Annotated in this window: 11 protein-coding genes; 9 read left to right on the plus strand and 2 right to left on the minus strand. The window is 72.9% G+C overall.

What is annotated here, in order from left to right; genetic code table 11:
* Positions 1 to 7 precede the first annotated feature (7 nt).
* Genes VIS07_22045 through VIS07_22065 form a run of 5 tightly spaced genes read left to right on the plus strand, consistent with a single transcriptional unit; the run spans position 8 to position 10,206 of the window.
* Positions 8 to 1,768, plus strand: coding sequence for a glycosyltransferase (locus tag VIS07_22045; GenBank protein HEY8518202.1), 1,761 nt, complete (start codon positions 8 to 10; stop codon positions 1,766 to 1,768).
* Entirely contained in the window at positions 1,765 to 4,866 is a 3,102-nt protein-coding gene (locus VIS07_22050) for a glycosyltransferase (GenBank protein ID HEY8518203.1), read from the plus strand. The genes VIS07_22045 and VIS07_22050 overlap by 4 nt, the downstream gene beginning before the upstream one ends.
* The gene (locus VIS07_22055) at positions 4,863 to 9,389 is read left to right on the plus strand and encodes a glycosyltransferase (GenBank protein HEY8518204.1); all 4,527 of its coding nucleotides are present in this window, start codon (positions 4,863 to 4,865) and stop codon (positions 9,387 to 9,389) included. Before VIS07_22050 ends, VIS07_22055 begins: the two co-directional genes overlap by 4 nt.
* Positions 9,386 to 9,985, plus strand: a complete 600-nt coding sequence (locus tag VIS07_22060; GenBank protein ID HEY8518205.1) for a hypothetical protein — start codon at positions 9,386 to 9,388, stop codon at positions 9,983 to 9,985. Before VIS07_22055 ends, VIS07_22060 begins: the two co-directional genes overlap by 4 nt.
* On the plus strand, positions 9,985 to 10,206 hold the full coding sequence (locus VIS07_22065; protein HEY8518206.1) for a Uxx-star family glutaredoxin-like (seleno)protein: 222 nt from the start codon (positions 9,985 to 9,987) through the stop codon (positions 10,204 to 10,206). The genes VIS07_22060 and VIS07_22065 overlap by 1 nt, the downstream gene beginning before the upstream one ends.
* Positions 10,207 to 10,216: 10 nt before the next feature.
* On the opposite strand, the gene VIS07_22070 is transcribed toward VIS07_22065, so the two are convergent.
* Positions 10,217 to 10,483 (minus strand): hypothetical protein, encoded by a 267-nt coding sequence (locus tag VIS07_22070; protein HEY8518207.1) that lies wholly within the window; start codon positions 10,481 to 10,483, stop codon positions 10,217 to 10,219.
* 107 nt (positions 10,484 to 10,590) lie between these two features.
* Complete coding sequence (gene yedA, locus VIS07_22075) at positions 10,591 to 11,523, minus strand: drug/metabolite exporter YedA (protein HEY8518208.1); 933 nt, start codon at positions 11,521 to 11,523, stop codon at positions 10,591 to 10,593.
* A gap of 150 nt (positions 11,524 to 11,673) precedes the next feature.
* Here yedA and VIS07_22080 point away from each other — a divergent pair, with 150 nt between their 5' ends.
* The 4 genes from VIS07_22080 to VIS07_22095 all read left to right on the plus strand — a co-directional run bounded on the left by VIS07_22080 (position 11,674) and on the right by VIS07_22095 (position 17,686).
* On the plus strand, positions 11,674 to 12,084 hold the full coding sequence (locus VIS07_22080) for a hypothetical protein (GenBank protein ID HEY8518209.1): 411 nt from the start codon (positions 11,674 to 11,676) through the stop codon (positions 12,082 to 12,084).
* A gap of 94 nt (positions 12,085 to 12,178) precedes the next feature.
* Positions 12,179 to 15,052 (plus strand): isoleucine--tRNA ligase, encoded by a 2,874-nt coding sequence (gene ileS / locus VIS07_22085; protein HEY8518210.1) that lies wholly within the window; start codon positions 12,179 to 12,181, stop codon positions 15,050 to 15,052.
* Positions 15,049 to 15,561 carry a signal peptidase II gene (lspA, locus tag VIS07_22090; protein ID HEY8518211.1) on the plus strand — a complete coding sequence of 171 codons (513 nt, stop codon included), beginning with the start codon at positions 15,049 to 15,051 and terminating at the stop codon, positions 15,559 to 15,561. The genes ileS and lspA overlap by 4 nt, the downstream gene beginning before the upstream one ends.
* 196 nt (positions 15,562 to 15,757) lie before the next feature.
* Entirely contained in the window at positions 15,758 to 17,686 is a 1,929-nt protein-coding gene (locus tag VIS07_22095; GenBank protein HEY8518212.1) for a hypothetical protein, read from the plus strand.
* The last annotated feature ends 52 nt before the right edge of the window (positions 17,687 to 17,738 follow it).

Consider the following 17,738-nt stretch of genomic DNA (forward strand, 5'->3'; position numbering starts at 1 on the left):
GGAAGACATGCGCGTCCTCTTCGTCAGCGGCATCGACGGCTTCTGCCACCGCTACCAGGTCCTGCACCGCGCCGCCCAGGTGAAGGCCCACGGCGGCGACGCGACCGTGCGCCACTTTGCCGATCCACGTATCGGCGAGGAGCTCGAGCGCCACGACGTGCTCTTCCTTTATCGTGTGCCGACGACGCCGGCGGTTCGCACGACGCAGGAGCGGGCGCGCGCCCTCGGCATCCCCGTGGTCGGCGCGATCGACGACCTGATCTTCGTCGACGATCCGGACTTCCTGCCCGCGCTCGACCACCTGCCGGAGGACGAGCGCACGCTGTGGCGGGCGGGCGTGCGTCGCTACCGCGCGACGCTCGAGGGCTGCGACGCGTTCGTCGCCCCGACCGAGCCGCTGCGGGACGTCGCCGCGAGCCTCGGCTGGAACGCGCACCTGCACCGCAACTCGGTCTCGCCGGCCGAGCTCGCGCTCGCGGACCGGGCGCGCGCGTCGGCGCCGGCTCGCGAAGCCGGCGCGACGACGCTCGGCTACTTCAGCGGCACGCCGTCGCACGACGCGGATCTCGCGGTCGTCGCGCCGGCGCTCGCCGAGCTGCTGGCGACGGACGCGAGCCTGCGCTTGCTGATCGTCGGACCGGTCGCGCTGCCCGACGCGCTCGCGCCGTTCGCGGCGCGGATCGAGCGCCGGCCGCTCGTCGCGTGGCACGAGCTGCCGGCCGAGATGGCGCGCGCCGACGTCTGCCTGGCGCCGCTCGCGCTCGAGCGCCGCTTCGCTCGGGCCAAGGGGGAGATCAAGTACCTCGAGGCCGCGGCGCTCGGCGTGCCGACGGTCGCGAGCCCGTCGGCCGCGTACCGCCACGCGATCGCGGACGGCGCGAACGGCAGGCTCGCGTCGAGCGTCGCGGAGTGGTGCGCGGCGCTCGCCGAGCTCGCGCGCGACCCCGCGCTGCGCGCGCGCCTCGGTCGCACGGCGCGCGCCGACCTCGAGCAGCGCTTCGGCGAGCGCTCGCGCGGCGCCGAGCTGATGGAGCTGCTCGCGCGCATCCGCGCGGACGTGCGCCGTGGCCGTCGCACCACGCGCGCCATCGCCGCGGCCGCCGACGCGTTCGACGCCGAACCGCCGGCGCGCGTCGCGCTCGAGGGGGACGCCTGCCCGGCCTTCCCGGTCGCCTCGCTCGACGACGTCTCGCCGCCGCTCGGGCACGGAAGCCGCCTCGTGCAGCGCTTCCGCGTCGCGGTCGCGGGGCTCGAGCGGGTCGACGTCCACGCCGTGACCTACGGCCAGCGGCTCGACCACCATCTGCGCCTCGTGCTGCGCCGCGACGACGGCACGGTCGCCGCGCAGGCCGTCCTGCCCGCGGGCGAGGCGCCGGACCGGGGCTGGCTCGCGCTCGACCTCGAGCGTCCGGAGCAGGCGTCGCGCGGGCGGGTCTACGCGCTCGTGCTCGAGGCGGACGGCGCCGGCACGGGCAACGCGCTGTCGTTCGGCGCGACGCACGCGTTCTGGCCGAGCGACGCGCACGCGGGCGCGGGCGCATCCGCGGGCGCCGCTGCGGGCGAGACGGCGGTCGCCGGGCTCGTCGGCGCCGCGGAGCTCGACGGCGCGCCGCTTCCGGTCGCGCTCGTCCTGCGCGGCTTCGCGCGCTGGCGCGACGCGCTCGCCGACGGTCGCGGCGGCGCCTCCGTGTCGCGGCTTGCGAAGGCGCCGAGCGCGGTGCGCGCGCGCTGGCACGTCCCGTACGCTGCGGAGGTCGCGTTGCGATGAAGATCGCGCAGGCGATCGCGCTCTACCTGCCGGAGTTCCAGGGCGGGGCGACGCTCGTGTGCGACCGCTTGTCGCGCGCGCTCGCGGCGCGCGGTCACACCGTCGAGATCTTCAGCGGCCGCACCACCGCGGCGGAGCCGCTCGGCGCGCTCAAGCGCGACATGGTCGGGCCGTTTCTCACCTGGCGGGTGAACCTCGGCGGCGCGTTCCATCCCTGGTCGCGCGAGAACTGGGACAACCCGGTCGCGAGCGAGTCCTTCGCCGAGTTCCTCGCGGCGACGCGGCCCGACGTCGTGCACGCGCACAGCCTGCAAGGGCTCGGCGTCGGCGTCATCGAGGCGGCGCGACAGGCCGGCGTCCCCGTCGTCCTCACCATGCACGACTGGTGGTGGCTCTGCCCGTGCCTCTTCCGGCTGTCGCCGGCGGGGAAGATCTGCTCGCCGATCGTGCGCCCGGGCGGCTGCACGGGGATTCCGGACGGCGTCGACCTCGAGGAGCGGCGCGCGCGGCTCTTCGCCGTGCTCGAGCACGTCGATCAGATCCTGACGCCGTCCGCGTACCTGCGCGACAGCCTGATCATGAACGGCCTCGACGCGCGGCGCATCGCGGTGCAGGAGAACGGCACGCCGCGTCCGGGCGACGCGGCGCCCGAGCGTCGGCCGCGCGATCCCGCGGCGCCGCTGCGCGCGGTGTTCATCGGCGGCGCGGGCAACCGCGAGAAGGGGCTCGAGGTCCTGCTCGAGGCCGCGTGCGCGCTGCCCGAGGGCATCGTCGTGCACGCCTACGCCGTGCGCGAGGACGAGATCGCGCCGTACGCGGATCGTCTGAACGGGCGGCTCGTGTGCCATCCGCCGTTTGCCGCGTCGACGCTCGACCACGTGCTGGCCGACGCCGACGTGCTCGTCCTGCCCTCGCTGATGCGCGAGTCGTTCTCGCTGGTCGTGCGCGAGGCGCTGATCCGCGGCGTGCCGGTGGTGACCAGCGACTGCGGCGGCCCCGAGGAGGTCGTGCGCGACGGCGAGAACGGCCTCGTCGTGCCGTCCGGGGTGCCGGCGGCGCTCACCGCGGCGCTGGTGCGGCTGCGCAACGAGCCGGGGCTGCTCGAGCGTCTGGCGTCCGCGCCGTGCCCGCAGCTCGCAACGGTCGAGGAGCAGGCGGCCGACGCCGAGCGGCTCTACGAGCACGTCGTGCGCCGCTCGCGCGAGCGCCGCGCGAGCGAGACCGAGGTCGAGCGCGACGAGTTCGGCGCACGCCGGCTGCTGCGTCGGCTCCTCGCGCTGCGCTCGCTGCTGTCGCTGCGGCCGTCGCAGCCGCAGGCTGCCGTGCAGGAGGCGCAGGAAGCGCACGGTGCGGAGCACGCGAAGGCCGCGCAGGAAGCGCCGGCTGCGTCGACGCCGACGCCTGCGTCCGACGCCGCTGCGCCGTCGCGCGCCGACGCCCCGGCTGCGACGCGCGCCGCGTCGCCGCGTGCGCCGACGCCGCCGCGCTTCGGCGCCGGGCGCCGCGTCTTGTTCTTGACGGGGATCGACGGCGCGCCGCTGCGCTATCGCGTCTGGCACCTCGCCGAGCAGCTCGCCAACGCTGGTATCGAGAGCGCCGCGCTCTACCATTCCGACGAGCGCGCGCTCGCCGCGGCGCGCGAGGCCGACCTGATCGTGCTGTTCCGCGCGCCGTACAGCGTCAGCGTCGCGGCGGTGGTGGCGGAAGCGCGGCGACGCCGTATCCCGGTCGTGTTCTCGGTCGACGACCTGGTGTTCCGTCCCGACGCGCTCGCCGACGCGCCGGCGCTCGACCACCCGCGTCCGGAGATCGTCGCGGGCTTCAAGCAGAGCGTCGAGGCCTATGCGCGCAGCTTCGCCGCGGCCGACTACTTCCTCGGCAGCACCGAGGAGCTGGTGCGCGCCGCGACCGACGCCGGCGCGATCGCGTTCCTGCACCGCAACGGCCTCGGCAGCGCGCTGCTCGCGTGCGCCGAGAATGCGCGCGCCACGGCGCTCGCGACGCGCATCCACGCGGCGTCGAACGGCAGCGGCCCGCACCCGGTACGGCTCGGCTTCCTCTCGGGCACCGACACGCACGACCGCGACCTCGCCGCGATCGCAGCCCCGCTCGCGCGCGTCCTCGAGCGCATGCCGCACGTCAGCCTGGTGATCGGCGGTCCGGTGCGCGTGCCGGAGGTGCTCGAGCGCTTCGGCGAGCGCATCGAGCGCTGGCCGTTCGTCGCCTGGAGCGACCTCGCCGAGCGCGTCGCGCGCCTCGACGTCAACCTCGCGCCGCTCGAGCTGCCGAGCGTGTTCAACCAGGCGAAGAGCGAGGTCAAGTATCTCGAGGCGGGCGCGGTGCAGGTGCCGACGGTGGCGAGCGCGAGCGACGCCTTCCGCATCGCGCTGCACGGCGGCGCGACCGGCGTTCTCGCCCGCGACGAGCACGAGTGGGAGAGGGCGCTCGAGGACCTGATCGTGCGCCACGAGCTGCGCGCGACCTTCGGACGCAGCGCGCGGCGCGACGTCTACCGTCGTTACACCCCGCTCGTGCAGGAGAACGAGCTGCGCGCGATCCTCGACGAGATCGCGGCGCGCGGCGCGTGGCGCGAGGGCCCGGCGCCGTCGCCGATCCCGATGGAGGCGGGTGGCGGCTCGTCGGTGGCGCTCGAGCCGCCGGCCGCGCGCTACGACGTGTATCAACTCGACGCGGAGTACGGCGGCCCGCTGCGTCCGGGGCGCGAGGTCGAGCAGGCGTTCGTCTGCCGTGACGACGGCCTGCGGCGGATCGACGTGCTTGTCGGCACGTACGCGCGGCGCAACCAGCACAAGATCGTGCTCGAGGTGTTCGACGAGGACGGCGTCGTGCGCGGACGGCGCGAGATCGCCGCGGCGAAGCTCGTCGACCGCTCGTTCGTCTCGGTGTCGCTCGCCGAGCCCGCCGAGGACTCCGCGGGGCGAACTTTCATCTTGCGCGCGAGCGCGCCGGAAGCCACCGAGGGCAACGAGATCCTGCTCTGGCACGCGCCGTCGTCGCTCGGCGGGCTGCGCATCGGCGGTGAGGAGGTGCCGGGCCGCGCGCTCTGCTTCCGCACCTTCGGACGGGACGTGCTTTGAGCGTCCTGGTGATCAGCTGGGACCGGATCGGCGAGCGCATGGCGGGCTCGGCGATCCGGACGCTCGAGATCGCGCGGGCGCTCGCCGCCGACGGCCTCGAGGTCACGCTCGCCGCGCCCGAAGGCAGCGAGCTCGGGGACGGCGAGCGCCTGCGGCTCGCGACCTTCGCCGACCACCCGTCGCTCGCGCGCCTCACGCACGACGCGGACGTCGTCGTGGTGTCCGGGCGCGTCGAGCTCATGACGGCGGTCAAGAAGCCGCTCGTCATCGACCTCTACGATCCGTTCGTCCTCTCGAACCTCGATTTTTGGGGTGACGACTTCAACCGCTCGCGCGGACGCTCGCTGCTGTCGCTGCGCTGGCTGCAGCACCACCTCGCAAACGGCGACTTCTTCCTCTGCGCGAGCGAGCGGCAGCGCAGCTTCTGGCTCGGCATGCTCGCCGCCGCGGGCCGCATCAACCACGTCAATTACAAGGACGATCCCGAGCTGCGACGCCTGCTGGCGATCGTGCCGTTCGGCGTGCCGGACGCGCCGCCCGAGCCCGGCGAGCCCGTGGTCAAGGGCGTGCTGCCCGGCATCGGGCCGAACGATCGCGTCGTCACGTGGGCGGGCGGCATGTGGAACTGGGTCGATCCGCTGACCCTGCTGCGCGCGATCGCGCTGCTGCGCGAGCGCCGTCCGGACGTCAACGCGCTGATCCTCGGCACGCGGCACCCGAATCCCGAGATCGGCGAGATGGAGATCGCGCGGCGCGCGCGCGAGCTCGCGTCCGAGCTCGGTCTCGATCAGGGCACGGTGACCTTCGTCGACTGGGTGCCGTACGCCGAGCGCCACCGCTGGCTGCTCGAGAGCGACGTCGGCGTGAGCCTGCACCGCTCGGGAGTCGAGTCGGAGTTCGCGTTCCGCACGCGCGTCCTCGACTACCTCTGGTGCACGGTGCCGATGGTGGTGACGGTCGGCGACGAGCTCGCGGCGCGGGTCGAGCGCGAAGATCTGGGACGGGTCGTGCAGCCCGACGACCCGCAGGCGGTCGCGGCGGCGATCGAGTCGCTGCTCGACGCGCCGGACGCCGCGGCGCGCCGCGCGCGTCTCGAGGCGGCGCGCGACTCGCTCGCCTGGTCGCGCGTCGTGGCGCCGCTGCGCGACTTCTGCCGCGCGCCGCGCTTCGCGCTCGATCGCCGCGGCGACGCCTGGTTCGCGTCCGGCAGCACGCGCGACGAGCTACCGCGCAAGGAGGAGGCCCTGATCGCCGAGGAGATGGTGACCGACGCGCGGACGATCTCGCCCGGGCTCGGTCCGGACTACGCGCCGCGCCAGCGCTTCACCGCGACCTACGACGGCCTGTGCCAGATCGAGGTGCTGTTCTGGGTCGAGCCGCCGGTCGGCGACGCAAACGTCACCTTCGAGCTCTTCTGGGTGGCGGGCGAGGAGCGCACGCTCGCCGCGCGCGTGCTCGTCCCCGCGGCGCAGGTGCCGCACTGCGACTGGCAGCGCTTCGAGTTCCGTCCGCTCGCCGGCTCGCGCGGGCGCGAGCTCGAGTTCCGTTTGAGCTTGACGCAAGCCGCGCCGGTCGCGGGCGTCGAGCAGCAGCCGGCGACCGGCCGGGTGTGCGTGTGGCGCTGCGCGCCGCCGCCGGGCGAGCGTCTCGAAGGCGACGACGTCGCGTTCATCGCGCGCTACCTGGTCGGCGGCGTCGCGGAGGAGGTGCCGGTCGCGCCGGAGGACTTCCTGTTCTCGCACAACACGACGGTGCCGCTGGTCGACGGCACGGTCGCGCCGCCGCTCGAGCCGGCGGCGCCGGTCGCGGCCGCCGAGGCGAGCGTCGACGTCGCGCGCCTGCAGGCCGACCTCGCGCGCGTCACGGCGCAGGCCGCCGCCGCGCAGCAGAAGGCGGACGCGCTCGCGGCGGCGCTCGAGGGAGTCGTCCGCACGCAGGCGCAGCAGGCGGCGCGCGACGCGGTGCGGAGCGAGCTCCGGGGCGGCGGGCTCGTGCTCGCGGCGATCGAGAACCTGGCGCGTGGTTTGCTCGGCGTGGCGCGGCTCGCCAAGCGCGCCGCGGTGCTGCTCGTCCTCGCGCTGCTCGTGATCGCGAGCGTGCCGCTCGCGCTGGTGGTCGGGCTCGGCATCGCGCTCGTCGATCTGCTCGCGCGTCTGCGCACGCCGCAGCCGACCGCGATCCCGGAGGACGCGCCGCGGCCGCGGCCCGACGGTCCGGTGTCGGTCGTCATCCCGACCTGGAACGGGCGCACGTTGCTCGACATGAGCCTGCCGCCGCTGCTCGAGGCGCTGCGCCGCCACGGACACCCGGACGACGAGATCATCGTCGTCGACAACGGCAGCGACGACGACACGATCGCGAGCCTCGAGCGCCGCGCGGCCGAGGCGCCGCAGCTGCGCTGGATCGCGCTGCCGACCAACGAGGGCTTCGGCGGCGCGACCAACCGCGGCGCACGCGAGGCGAAGAACCCGACGCTGATCCTGCTCAACAACGACATGGTCGTCGAGCCGGACTTCGTGCAACCGCTGCTCGACGCGTTCGCCGCCGAGCCAGATCTGTTCGGCGTCTCCTGCCAGATCGACTTCATCGATCTCGGAAAGCCGCGCTGGGAGACCGGCAAGGTGCACGGCGAGCTGGTGCGCGGCATCGTGCGGCTCTTCCACCTCGACCGCTTCGAGGAGGATCTGATCTATCCCGTGTTCTTCGCGGGCGGCGGCGCGTCGGCGTACGACCGCGCGAAGTTCCTCGCGCTCGGTGGCTTCGACGAGGCGGTCTACTCGCCGGTGTACATCGAGGACGTCGACCTCGGGTACCGCGCCTGGAAGCGCGGCTGGCCGTCGGTGCTCGCGCCGAAGAGCAAGGTGCACCACAAGCACCGCGGCACGACGCGGCGGCTGTGGAGCGAGGAGCGCATCCACAGCTTCTTCGTCAAGAACCTCGCCGCGCTGGTGTGGAAGAACTTCGGCTCGCGCCGGCTGATCGCCCGCCACCTCGCAGGTCTCGTGCTGCTGCCGCTGAAGGTGTTCCGCGACGCGGGCGGGCGCGCGGCGGTGGCGACCTTCACCGGGCTCGTGCGCCAGATCGGCGTCGTGCTGCGCGCCCGCGCACGCGAGGCGCGCGAGACGCGCGTGCTGCGCGACGAGGAGATCCTGCACCTGTCGCGCTACCGGCACGCCTACCGCGCGCGCTTCCATCCCGAAGACCGCACGAAGCGGGACGGCGAGCGGCCGCAGGTGCTGATCGTGTCGCCGTACAGCCCGGCGCCCGCGGTGCACGGCGGCGCGGTGCGCATGCTGAACCTGATCCGCGAGATCCGCGAGCGCTGCGACGTGACGCTGATTTCGTTCGTCGACACCGAGGCCGAGCGGCGCACGGAGAGCCTCGCGCTGCTGCGCGATCTCTGTCGCGACGTCGTGCTGCTGCCGCGCGACGTGCACGGCACCGGCGGCTGGCTCGAGCCCAGCAAGACGCGCGGCTTCCACTCGCACGCGATGCACGAGCAGATCGAGTGGTGGCTCGACCGCCGGCGCTTCGACGTCGTGCAGGTCGAGTACACGCACATGGCGCACTACCTGCCGGCGCCGTGCCCGGGACTGCTGCGCGTGCTGGTCGAGCACGACATCACGTTCGTCGCGCAGGCGCGCGCGCGCGCGATGGCCGGGTCGCGGCTGCGCCGGCTCGCGCTCTGGTACGACGGCCTGCGGACGCTGCGTCACGAGATCCGTGCGGTCGAGAGCGCCGATCTGGTCTTGACGATGAGCGACGACGACCGCGACGTGCTCGCCCGCTTCGTCGATCCCGAGCCGATCGTCACGATCCCGAACGGCGTCTCCTGCCGCGACTTCCCGCAGCGCGAGGACGGCACGGAGGAGCCCGCGACGATCCTGTTCGTCGGCTTCTTCCGCCACGAGCCGAACGTCGAGGCGGTGATGTGGTTCGCGCGCGAGGTGCTGCCGCTCGTCCGCGAGCGCGTGCCGGATGCGATCTTCCGCGTCGTCGGCGCCTACCCGCCGCTGGCGCTCGCGGCGCTCGCCGAGCAGGATCCGCGCATCGAGATCACCGGCATGGTGCCGGAGACCGCCGTCCACTACCGGCGTGCGACGGTGTTCGTCGCGCCGATCCTGCGCGGCTCGGGGACGCGGCTCAAGATCCTCGAGGCGATGGCGAGCGGCTGCCCGGTGGTGTCGACGACGATCGGCGCGGAAGGGCTCGGCGCGTCGGCGAGCGAGATCGTGATCGGCGACGACGCGCGGACGTTCGCCGACGGCGTGTGCGCGTTGCTCTCGGATCCGGCGCGGCGCCACGCGATGGCGCGCGAGGCGCGGCGCTTCGTCGAGCGGACCTACGACTGGCCGGCGATCGCGCGCCGCCTGCTCGAAGCGTACGGCTTCGCGCTGCAGGACGGCACGCAGGCGGGCGACGGCGCGCGTGCGGCGGGCGAGGGCCCCGAAGCGGCAGCCGTCACGGCGGAGGCCGGCGTCGACCGCGACGGGACGACGCTGGCTGCGCGGGGGCGCGAATGAGCAGCGCGCTGACCTTCCTGCGACCCTTGCGCTACGACCGCGTGCGCGACGTGCTCGTCGTGCAGACGGGCGACGTGGCTCTCCTCGAGGGGCTCACCGAGGAGGTGCGGCGGATCTTCCCCGGCTGCTCCGTCAAGCTGCTGGTGCGCGAGGCCGACGCCACGGCGGCGAGCGCGCTCGCGGTCGACGAGCTCGAGGTCGCGCGCTGGGAGGAGCGCTACGAGCTGCTGTCGCGGCTGCGGCGATGGCGCTTCGACGTCGTCGCGCTGCAGCTCGCCGGCGGTGCCACGACCGAGCTCCGCCTGCTGCCGTTCCTGCTGCGCACGAAGCACCTGATCGCCTTCAACGACGCGCTCGACTACTTCCCGCTGAACGTCTTTCGCTTGACGGACGTCGCGCGTCACTTCGGGGCGGGCGGCGACGGCGGGCTCGTGCGCTCGTCGTTCTGGCTCGTGCGCCGCACGCTGGTCTCCGCGGTGCGCAACGTGGTCGGCTTCGTCTACCTGCTGGTCGCGGTCGGCTGGCTGCACGTGCGCGGCTGGCTGCGCCGCCGCCGTCGGGCGCGCCTGGGGGCGCGCGCCGCGAGGCACGCCTGATGGCGCGCGTCACGCTGTACACCCGCGACGGCTGCGCGCACTGCGAGCGCTTGCGTGCGGCGCTCGCGGCCTCCGGCGACACGGTGGTCGAGGTCAACCTGTCGCGCGAGCCGCAGGCGATGACCGAGTTCCTCAAGCTGACCGGCGGCCGACGGATCGTGCCGGTCGTCGTCCGCGGCGCGAAGATCGAGATCGCGCCGGACGGCGGCAGCGAGTTCTAGAGCCGACGCTCTAGGGGCGCTCGCGCGGCGTGTGCCACCAGCGCTTGAGCGCCGTCACCCCCGCGGCGAGCACCCACGCGGCGCCGAAGATCGCGCCCGGGATCACGATCAGGCCGACGAAGAGCTGCTCGGTATAGGCGGGCCAGCCGTGGCTCATCCACCAGGTGACCATGTACGGCAGCCAGGCGAGCGCGAGCAGAAGGCCGAGCCCGAGGATCGCGCGCTCGGCGCGCCGGTTGTCGACCTGGCGACGGATCCTGCCTCCTTCGACCTGCACGCTCTCTCTTGTCGTCCTGCGGCGAGAGCGTCGCAAGGCGGCTCGCGCGATCTCGCGTGCTCTCGCGCGCGCTCGCGTTCACGGGGGCGAGCTTCGCGCGCCGTCGCTCAGCGGTCCTGCGCCAGCAGGACGAGCGCGACGCCGGTCACGATGATCGCCATCGCGACCAGCGAGGCGGCGCGCAGCTGCTCGCCGGCGAGCCCGACGCCGAGCAGCACCGCGACGATGGGGTTCACGTACGCGTTGCTGGTCGCGAGGCTCGGCGAAACGTTGCGGATCAGGAAGTTGAACGCGCTGAACGCGACGATCGAGCCGAACGCGACCAGGTAGGCGAGGGCGGCGAGCGACTCGGCGGACGGCGCGCGCGGCACGCCTTCACCGGCGAGCACCGACGCGAGAAAGAGGATCGCGCCGCCCGCGATCATCTGCGACGCGCTCGCCATCGCGCCTTCCGGCAGCGTCAAGCGCCGGTTCAGCATGGCGCCGACCGCCCACGAGATTTGCGAGACGAGCAGCGCGACGGCGGCGGCCGGCGTCGCGCGCAGGTCGCCGTCCCAGTTGAGGAGGAACACGCCGAGGAAGCCGATCGTCAGCCCGGCCCACTCGATCGGCCGCGGCCAGCGCTCGAGAAAGCCCGCGAGCAGCGCGACCCAGAGCGGCGTCGAGGCGACCCCGAGCGCGGCGACGCTCGACGAGATCCGTCCCTGCGCCCACACCACGCCGCCGTTGGCGAGCGTCAGCATGAGGAGCCCGATCACCACCGCGCTGCGCCACTGCGCGGGGTTCGGCGGCGGCGTGCCGCGCAGGCGCAGCACGACGTAGAGGATGCTGCCGGCGAGGAAGAAGCGCGTCGCCGCCATGCCGAACGGCGGCAGCGACCCGAGCGCGATCTTGATCGCGAGGTACGTCGATCCCCAGACGACCCAGACGGCGAGCAGCGCGAGCACCACGAGCCAGCGCGCCGGTCGCCCGGACGCGGCGTCGGGATGCGGCGCGGGTGCAGGTCGCCCGGATGCGGACTTCTCGAGGGCGACGCTCACGACCCGTCGACGCTAGCGACCGCGCGCACCTCGAGCCAGGGTCGTCCCACGCTCGTGCGAGCGCGGAAGCGCGGACGCGCACACGATTTTCGATCCCCCATCTCGCCGCCGGACGCGATCTCCGCTAGGGAGGGAAAGATCGGCTCGACGATGGAGTACTCGGCGGCAGGTAAGCGCCTCTACCTTCGCCTCGGCGACCGCGTGACCCACATCTGGCACGAGGAGTGGGGCGAAGGTGCGGTGGTCGAGGAGCGGACCTCGATCGTGCCCGGCGGCACCTGCCTCGTCCGCCTGCTGTGGGAGGACGGTCAGCAGCGCACGTTCAACAACGACCTCGACAACGAGCAGTGCTGCTACTTCTTCGGCGTGCGCCGCATCCGCTCGTTCGATCCGTTCGAGGCCGCGGACGAGCGCCGCAGCGCGCCGCGTCTGAAATCCGAGCCGACGCCGATCGAGGACTTGCGCGACGAGCCGGTCGGCGCGCCGCCGCGCGGGCGTGGCCGACGCAGGCGGGAGGCCGAGGGGCCGACGACGCGCCGCCGTCGCTTGACGGCGCGCTGAGCGTAGCGAACCGCGCACCAGCGCGCGGAACGCCGCCCGCGCGGCGAAACGGCGCGAATTGAAAGAGTTTTCGGCGGTTGGTACCCGCCCCGGGATGGACTACCGCGGCACCCTGAACCTGCCCGCGACGAGCTTCCCGATGCGCGCGAACGCGCCGCAGCGCGAGCCCGAGATGCTCGCTCGCTGGAACGCGCTCGGCATCTACCAGCGCATGCTCGCGCTGCGCAGCGACGCGCCGCCGTTCATCCTGCACGACGGCCCGCCGTACGCGAACGGCAACATGCACATGGGCCACGTGCTGAACCGGGTGCTGAAGGACATCGTCGTCAAGTACAAGCACCTGTCCGGCTTCCGCACGCCCTACGTCCCGGGCTGGGACTGCCACGGGCTGCCGATCGAGCTCCAGGTCGAGAAGGAGATCGGCCGCGCGAAGAAGGCCGAGCTGCCGGTGACGGAGGTGCGGCGCCTGTGCGACGCGTACGCGCGCCGCTACGTCGACATCCAGCGCGAGGAGATCCGTCGCCTGGGCGTCGTCGGCGACTGGGACAACCCGTACTTGACGCTGGCGCCCGAGTACGAGGCGCAGGAGATCCGCGAGCTCGGCAAGCTCGCGTCGTCGGGCTCGCTCTACCGCAAGAAGAAGCCGGTCTACTGGTGCGCGTCCTGCGAGACGGCGCTCGCCGAGGCCGAGGTGGAGTACGAGGAGAAGCGCTCGCCGAGCATCTACGTGCGCTTCCCGCTGGCGCTCGCGACCGGCGGCGGGGACGCAGGCGCGCAGCCGGTGACGGTCGCGCTGCTCGCCGCCGCGGCGGACGACGCGTCGCGCGAGGTCCTGCGCCGCTACCAGGCGGGCCACGTCGCGATGGTCGCCTGGACGACGACCCCGTGGACGCTGCCGGCGAACCTCGCCCTCGCGATCCATCCCGAGCTCGCCTACGTCGGCCTGCAGGTCGACGGCGAGCTGCTGATCGTCGCCGAGGGCCTTGCCGAGCGCTTCCTCGCCGCGATCGGTCGGAGCGAGGACGCGGGCGCTCCGCGCGCGCACTTCGAGACGGCGAGGCTCGAGGGCGTCGAGTTCCACCACCCGTGGCTCGAGCGCCGCGTGCCGGTCGTGCTCGGCGAGCACGTGACGCTCGAGAGCGGCACCGGCGTCGTGCACACCGCGCCCGGCCACGGCCAGGAGGACTACGAGGTCGGCCTGCGCTACGGGCTCGAGATCTACTCGCCGGTCGACGCGCGCGGACGCTTCACGGGCGACGTGCCGGAGCTCGAGGGCAAGCGCATCTTCGACGCCGATCCGGACGTGCTCGAGCGGCTGCGCGCCGCCGGGACGCTGATGGCGGAGGCGCCGCTCACGCACAGCTACCCGCATTGCTGGCGGTGCAAGAAGCCGCTCTTCTTCCGCGCCACCGAGCAGTGGTTCGTGTCGCTGTCGGCGAACGACCTGCGCGGCGAGGCGCTCGCGGCGATCGACCGCGTGCGCTGGATCCCGCCGTGGGGACGCGACCGCATCCGCGGCATGATCGAGAGCCGTCCGGACTGGTGCATCTCGCGCCAGCGCAGCTGGGGCGTGCCGATCGTCGCCGTGTACTGCGAGCGCTGCGAGCACCCGCACCTCAGCAAGGAGCTCGCGGAGCACGTCGCGGAGATCGTCGAGCGCGAGGGCTCGAACGCCTGGTTCGCGCGCCCCGCGTCGGAGCTCGTGCCGCCGGGCTTCCGCTGCGAGCGCTGCGCCGGGACGGACTTCCGCAAGGAGACCGACATCCTCGACGTGTGGTTCGACTCGGGCGTCAGCCACGCGGCGGTGCTCGAGAAGCGCGAGGGGCTGCACTCGCCGGCCGACCTCTACCTCGAGGGCTCGGACCAGCACCGCGGCTGGTTCCATACGTCGCTCTTGACGTCGGTCGCGACGCGTGGGCGAGCGCCGTACGAGGCTTGCTTGACGCACGGCTTCATCCTCGACGGCGAGGGCAAGAAGATGTCGAAGTCGGGCGGCAACGCGATCGCGCCCGACTCCGTGCTGAAGGACCTCGGCGCGGACGTGCTGCGGCTCTGGGTCGCGGCCGAGGACTACCGCGGCGACGTCAGGATCTCGAAGCAGATCCTCGGGCACCTGGTCGAGGCGTACCGGCGGCTGCGCAACACCGCGCGCTTCCTGCTCGGCAACCTCGGCGACTTCGATCCGCAGCGTGATGCCGTCGCGTACGAGGAGCTGTCCGAGCTCGAGCGCTGGGCGCTCGACCGCCTCGCGCGGGTCGAGCAGCGCGCGCGCGAGGCGTACGAGGCGTACGAGTTCCACACGGTCTACCACCTGCTGAACAACTTCTGCGCGGTGGACTTGAGCGCGCTCTACCTCGACATCGCGAAGGACCGCGCCTACTGCAGCGCTCCCGGCGATCCGCAGCGGCGCGCCGCGCAGACCGTGATGTACGAGATCGTGCGCGCGCTCGCCGGCATGCTGGCGCCGATCCTCACCTTCCTCGCCGAGGACATCTGGCGCGCGCTGCCGGGCGCGCGCGAGGACGACAGCGTGCTGCTCGGCAGCTTCCCGACGCCGCGCGACGAGTGGCTCGACGACGCGCTCGCCGCGCGCTTCGAGAAGCTCCTCGCCGTGCGCGGCGCGGTGACCAAGGCGCTCGAGGAGGAGCGCAAGGCGGGCCACATCGGACACTCGCTCGAGGCCTGCGTGAAGCTCGCGCCGCCGCCCGAGCTCAAGGAGCTGCTCGCCGAGCGTCAAGCATTTCTGCCCGAGCTGTTCATCGTCTCGCAGGTCGAGATCGTCTCGGAGGCGCTGCCCGAGAGCCCGGTGCTCGCCGGGCTCGGCGTCGCCGTGAGCCGGGCCGCGGGCGAGAAGTGCGCGCGCTGCTGGAACTACAAGCTCGACGTCGGCAGCGTCGCGGCCTATCCGGGCGCGTGCGGCCGCTGCGCCGACGTGCTCGCGCGCATCGGCTACGCGGTGGCTTCGTGAGCGAGGGGCGCAAGTACGCCCTGGTCGGCGGCGTGGCGGCGGTCATCGTCGTCCTCGACCAGCTCACCAAGCTCTGGGTCGATTCGACCTTCCGGCTCTACCAGACGATGCACGTCTTCTCGTGGCTGAACCTGACCTACGTGCGCAACACGGGGGCGGCGTTCAGCCTGTTCGCCGATCAGCCGGCGACGTTCCGCATTCCGTTCTTCCTGGTGGTCGCGCTGGTCGCGGGCGCGGCGCTCGTGTTCTACGTCCGTCAGACGCCGCCGACGCAGCGTGGGACGCTGTTCGCCTGCGGGCTCGTGCTCGGCGGCGCGGTCGGCAACTTCATCGACCGCGTGCTCTACGGCGCGGTGATCGACTTCATCGACGTGCACTGGCGCGGCATGCACTGGCCGGCCTTCAACGTCGCGGACTCGGCGATCTCGGTGGGCGTCGCCGTGCTGCTCTTGCGAAGTCTCTTCGTGCGCGACGAGTCGCCCGCCGCAACCGAGCGCAGCGCGGCCTGAGCGCCGCAACACGCCCCAAGCCAAGCAACCGTTCGAGCAGCACTTTCGTCCGGAGAAGCCGAAGGCCGCGGAAATGCGGTTGCGCGCCGGAGACGGTGTCGCACAATCTGCCAGCGTGCCAAGGTGCGCAGGGTTCTGCGCGAGCAAGGCCAGTGACCCTCGGTCGCGACGCGACGCGAGGAAAGGGATCGAGATGATGAAGAGCCAGTTCGGTAGCTCGCTCGTGCGCGCGGCGATCGCGTTCGGCGTCTGTGCAGTCCTGGCCGCCTGCGGCGGCGGAGGTGGCGGAGGCGGCGGCGGGACCACGACGCCCCCGCCCGGCGAGCCGCCGCCGGGGAACCCGGCGTGCGACGAGAACGCGCAGTTCAGCAGCACCTTCGAAGCGATCCAGAAGGTGATCTTCGAGGGGCGCGGCTGCACGCAGCAGGTCTGCCACGGCGGCGCTGCGGCAGGTGGCCTCGATCTGCGGCCCGAGGTGGCCTACGAGAACATCTTCGAGAAGCCCGCGGTCAGCAGCCGCTACAACCTGATCACGCCCGGCGACCGCACGCGCAGCTACCTCTACATGAAGGTGGCGGCGGCGACGGAGCCCGGCAGCTTCGAGATCGCCGGCGCGCCGATGCCGAACGGCCTCGAGCCGCTGACGAAGGACGAGCTCGAAGCGCTGCGCCTGTGGATCTACGCCGGCGCGCCAAAGGAGGGCACGGTCGGCGGCACCGAGGAGCTGCTCGACGCCTGCCTGCCCGAGCCGAAGCCGATCACCATCGAGCCGCTGCCGCCGCCCGCTCCGGGTGAGGGCGTGCAGTTCGTGATGCCGCCGTGGCACCTGCCGGCGCAGAGCGAGCACGAGCTCTGCTTCGCGACCTACTACGACATCACGGACCAGGTGCCCGAGGAGTTCGTCAACAACGGGATGTTCCGCTTCAAGGGCTTCGAGCTCCGCCAGGATCCGCAGAGCCACCACCTGATCCTCTACTACCCGGCCGAGAACTTCACGCCGGAGGGCGTCGACGTGAACCATCCGTCGTTCGGCGCGTGGACCTGCGCGGGCGGTGAGCGCGAAGGCGAGGCGTGCGATCCGACGGATCTGTCGTCGTGCGGCAGCGGCTTCTGCCGCAGCGAGCCGCGGCCGACGTTCGCCTGCATCGGCTACGGTCCGAGCTCGGGTGCGCCGATCCCGGTCGGCGGCGCTCAGCAGGCGCAGGCGTACAACATCTTCCACGAGGGTGTCTTCGCGCAGCTGCCGATGAAGGGCGTGCTGTACTGGAACACGCACGCCTTCAACCTGACCAACGAAGACACCATGATGAACGGGCGCCTGAACTATCTGTTCGCCGAGGACCAGCGCTACCCGGTGAACAACATCTTCAACGCGTCGCGCATCTTCGCGGCGAACGCGCTGCCGTACACCGAGCAGACCGTGTGCAACGACCACGTCCTGCCGCGCGGCGCGCGCCTGTTCGAGCTGACCTCGCACACGCACAAGCGCGGCAAGCACTTCTGGGTCGATCTGCCGGACGGCTCGCGGATCTACGAGAGCTTCGTCTACAACGACCCGGTGCGGCAGCTCTTCGATCCGCCGCTCGCGTTCGACTCGCCGCGGGCCGCGGACCGCACGCTGCGCTACTGCGCGCTGTACAACAACGGCGTCAATCCGGACGGCTCGCCGAATCCGGAGGAGGTGACGCGCGCGTCGCGCATCCCGGCGAGCGCGTCGCAGACGATCGGCCGCTGCAACCCGATCGCGTGCGTGTCGGGCAAGATCGGCGCTCCGTGCAACGGCGCCGACGACGACGCGAGCTGCGACTCGTCGCCCGGCGCCGGCGACGGCGACTGCGACGCTTGCCGCATCACCGGCGGCGAGAGCACCGAGAACGAGATGTTCATCTTGTTCGGCACCTTCTACATCGATCCCGCCGCCGGCGCGGCGAGCGAGGACGACGTGGCGCGCGCGCAGGCGACCACGGCGTACGACGCCTTCGGCCGCTCGACCTGGAGCGAGCCGGCGCTGCCGGGGCACATGGGCTGCTCGGTGAGCGGCCACGTGGCGCACGCGCTCGCGGCGGGATCCGTCGACGGCGCGCTCGCGAGCCACGACGCGCACGCCGGTCACGCCGGACACTGAAACGCGAAGGGGCGCGCGGTCGATCGGACCGCGCGCCCCTCGTGCGTCTGCG

The sequence above is a fragment of the Candidatus Binatia bacterium genome, assembly GCA_036563615.1.
GTDB lineage: Bacteria > Desulfobacterota > Binatia > UBA12015 > UBA12015 > DATCMB01.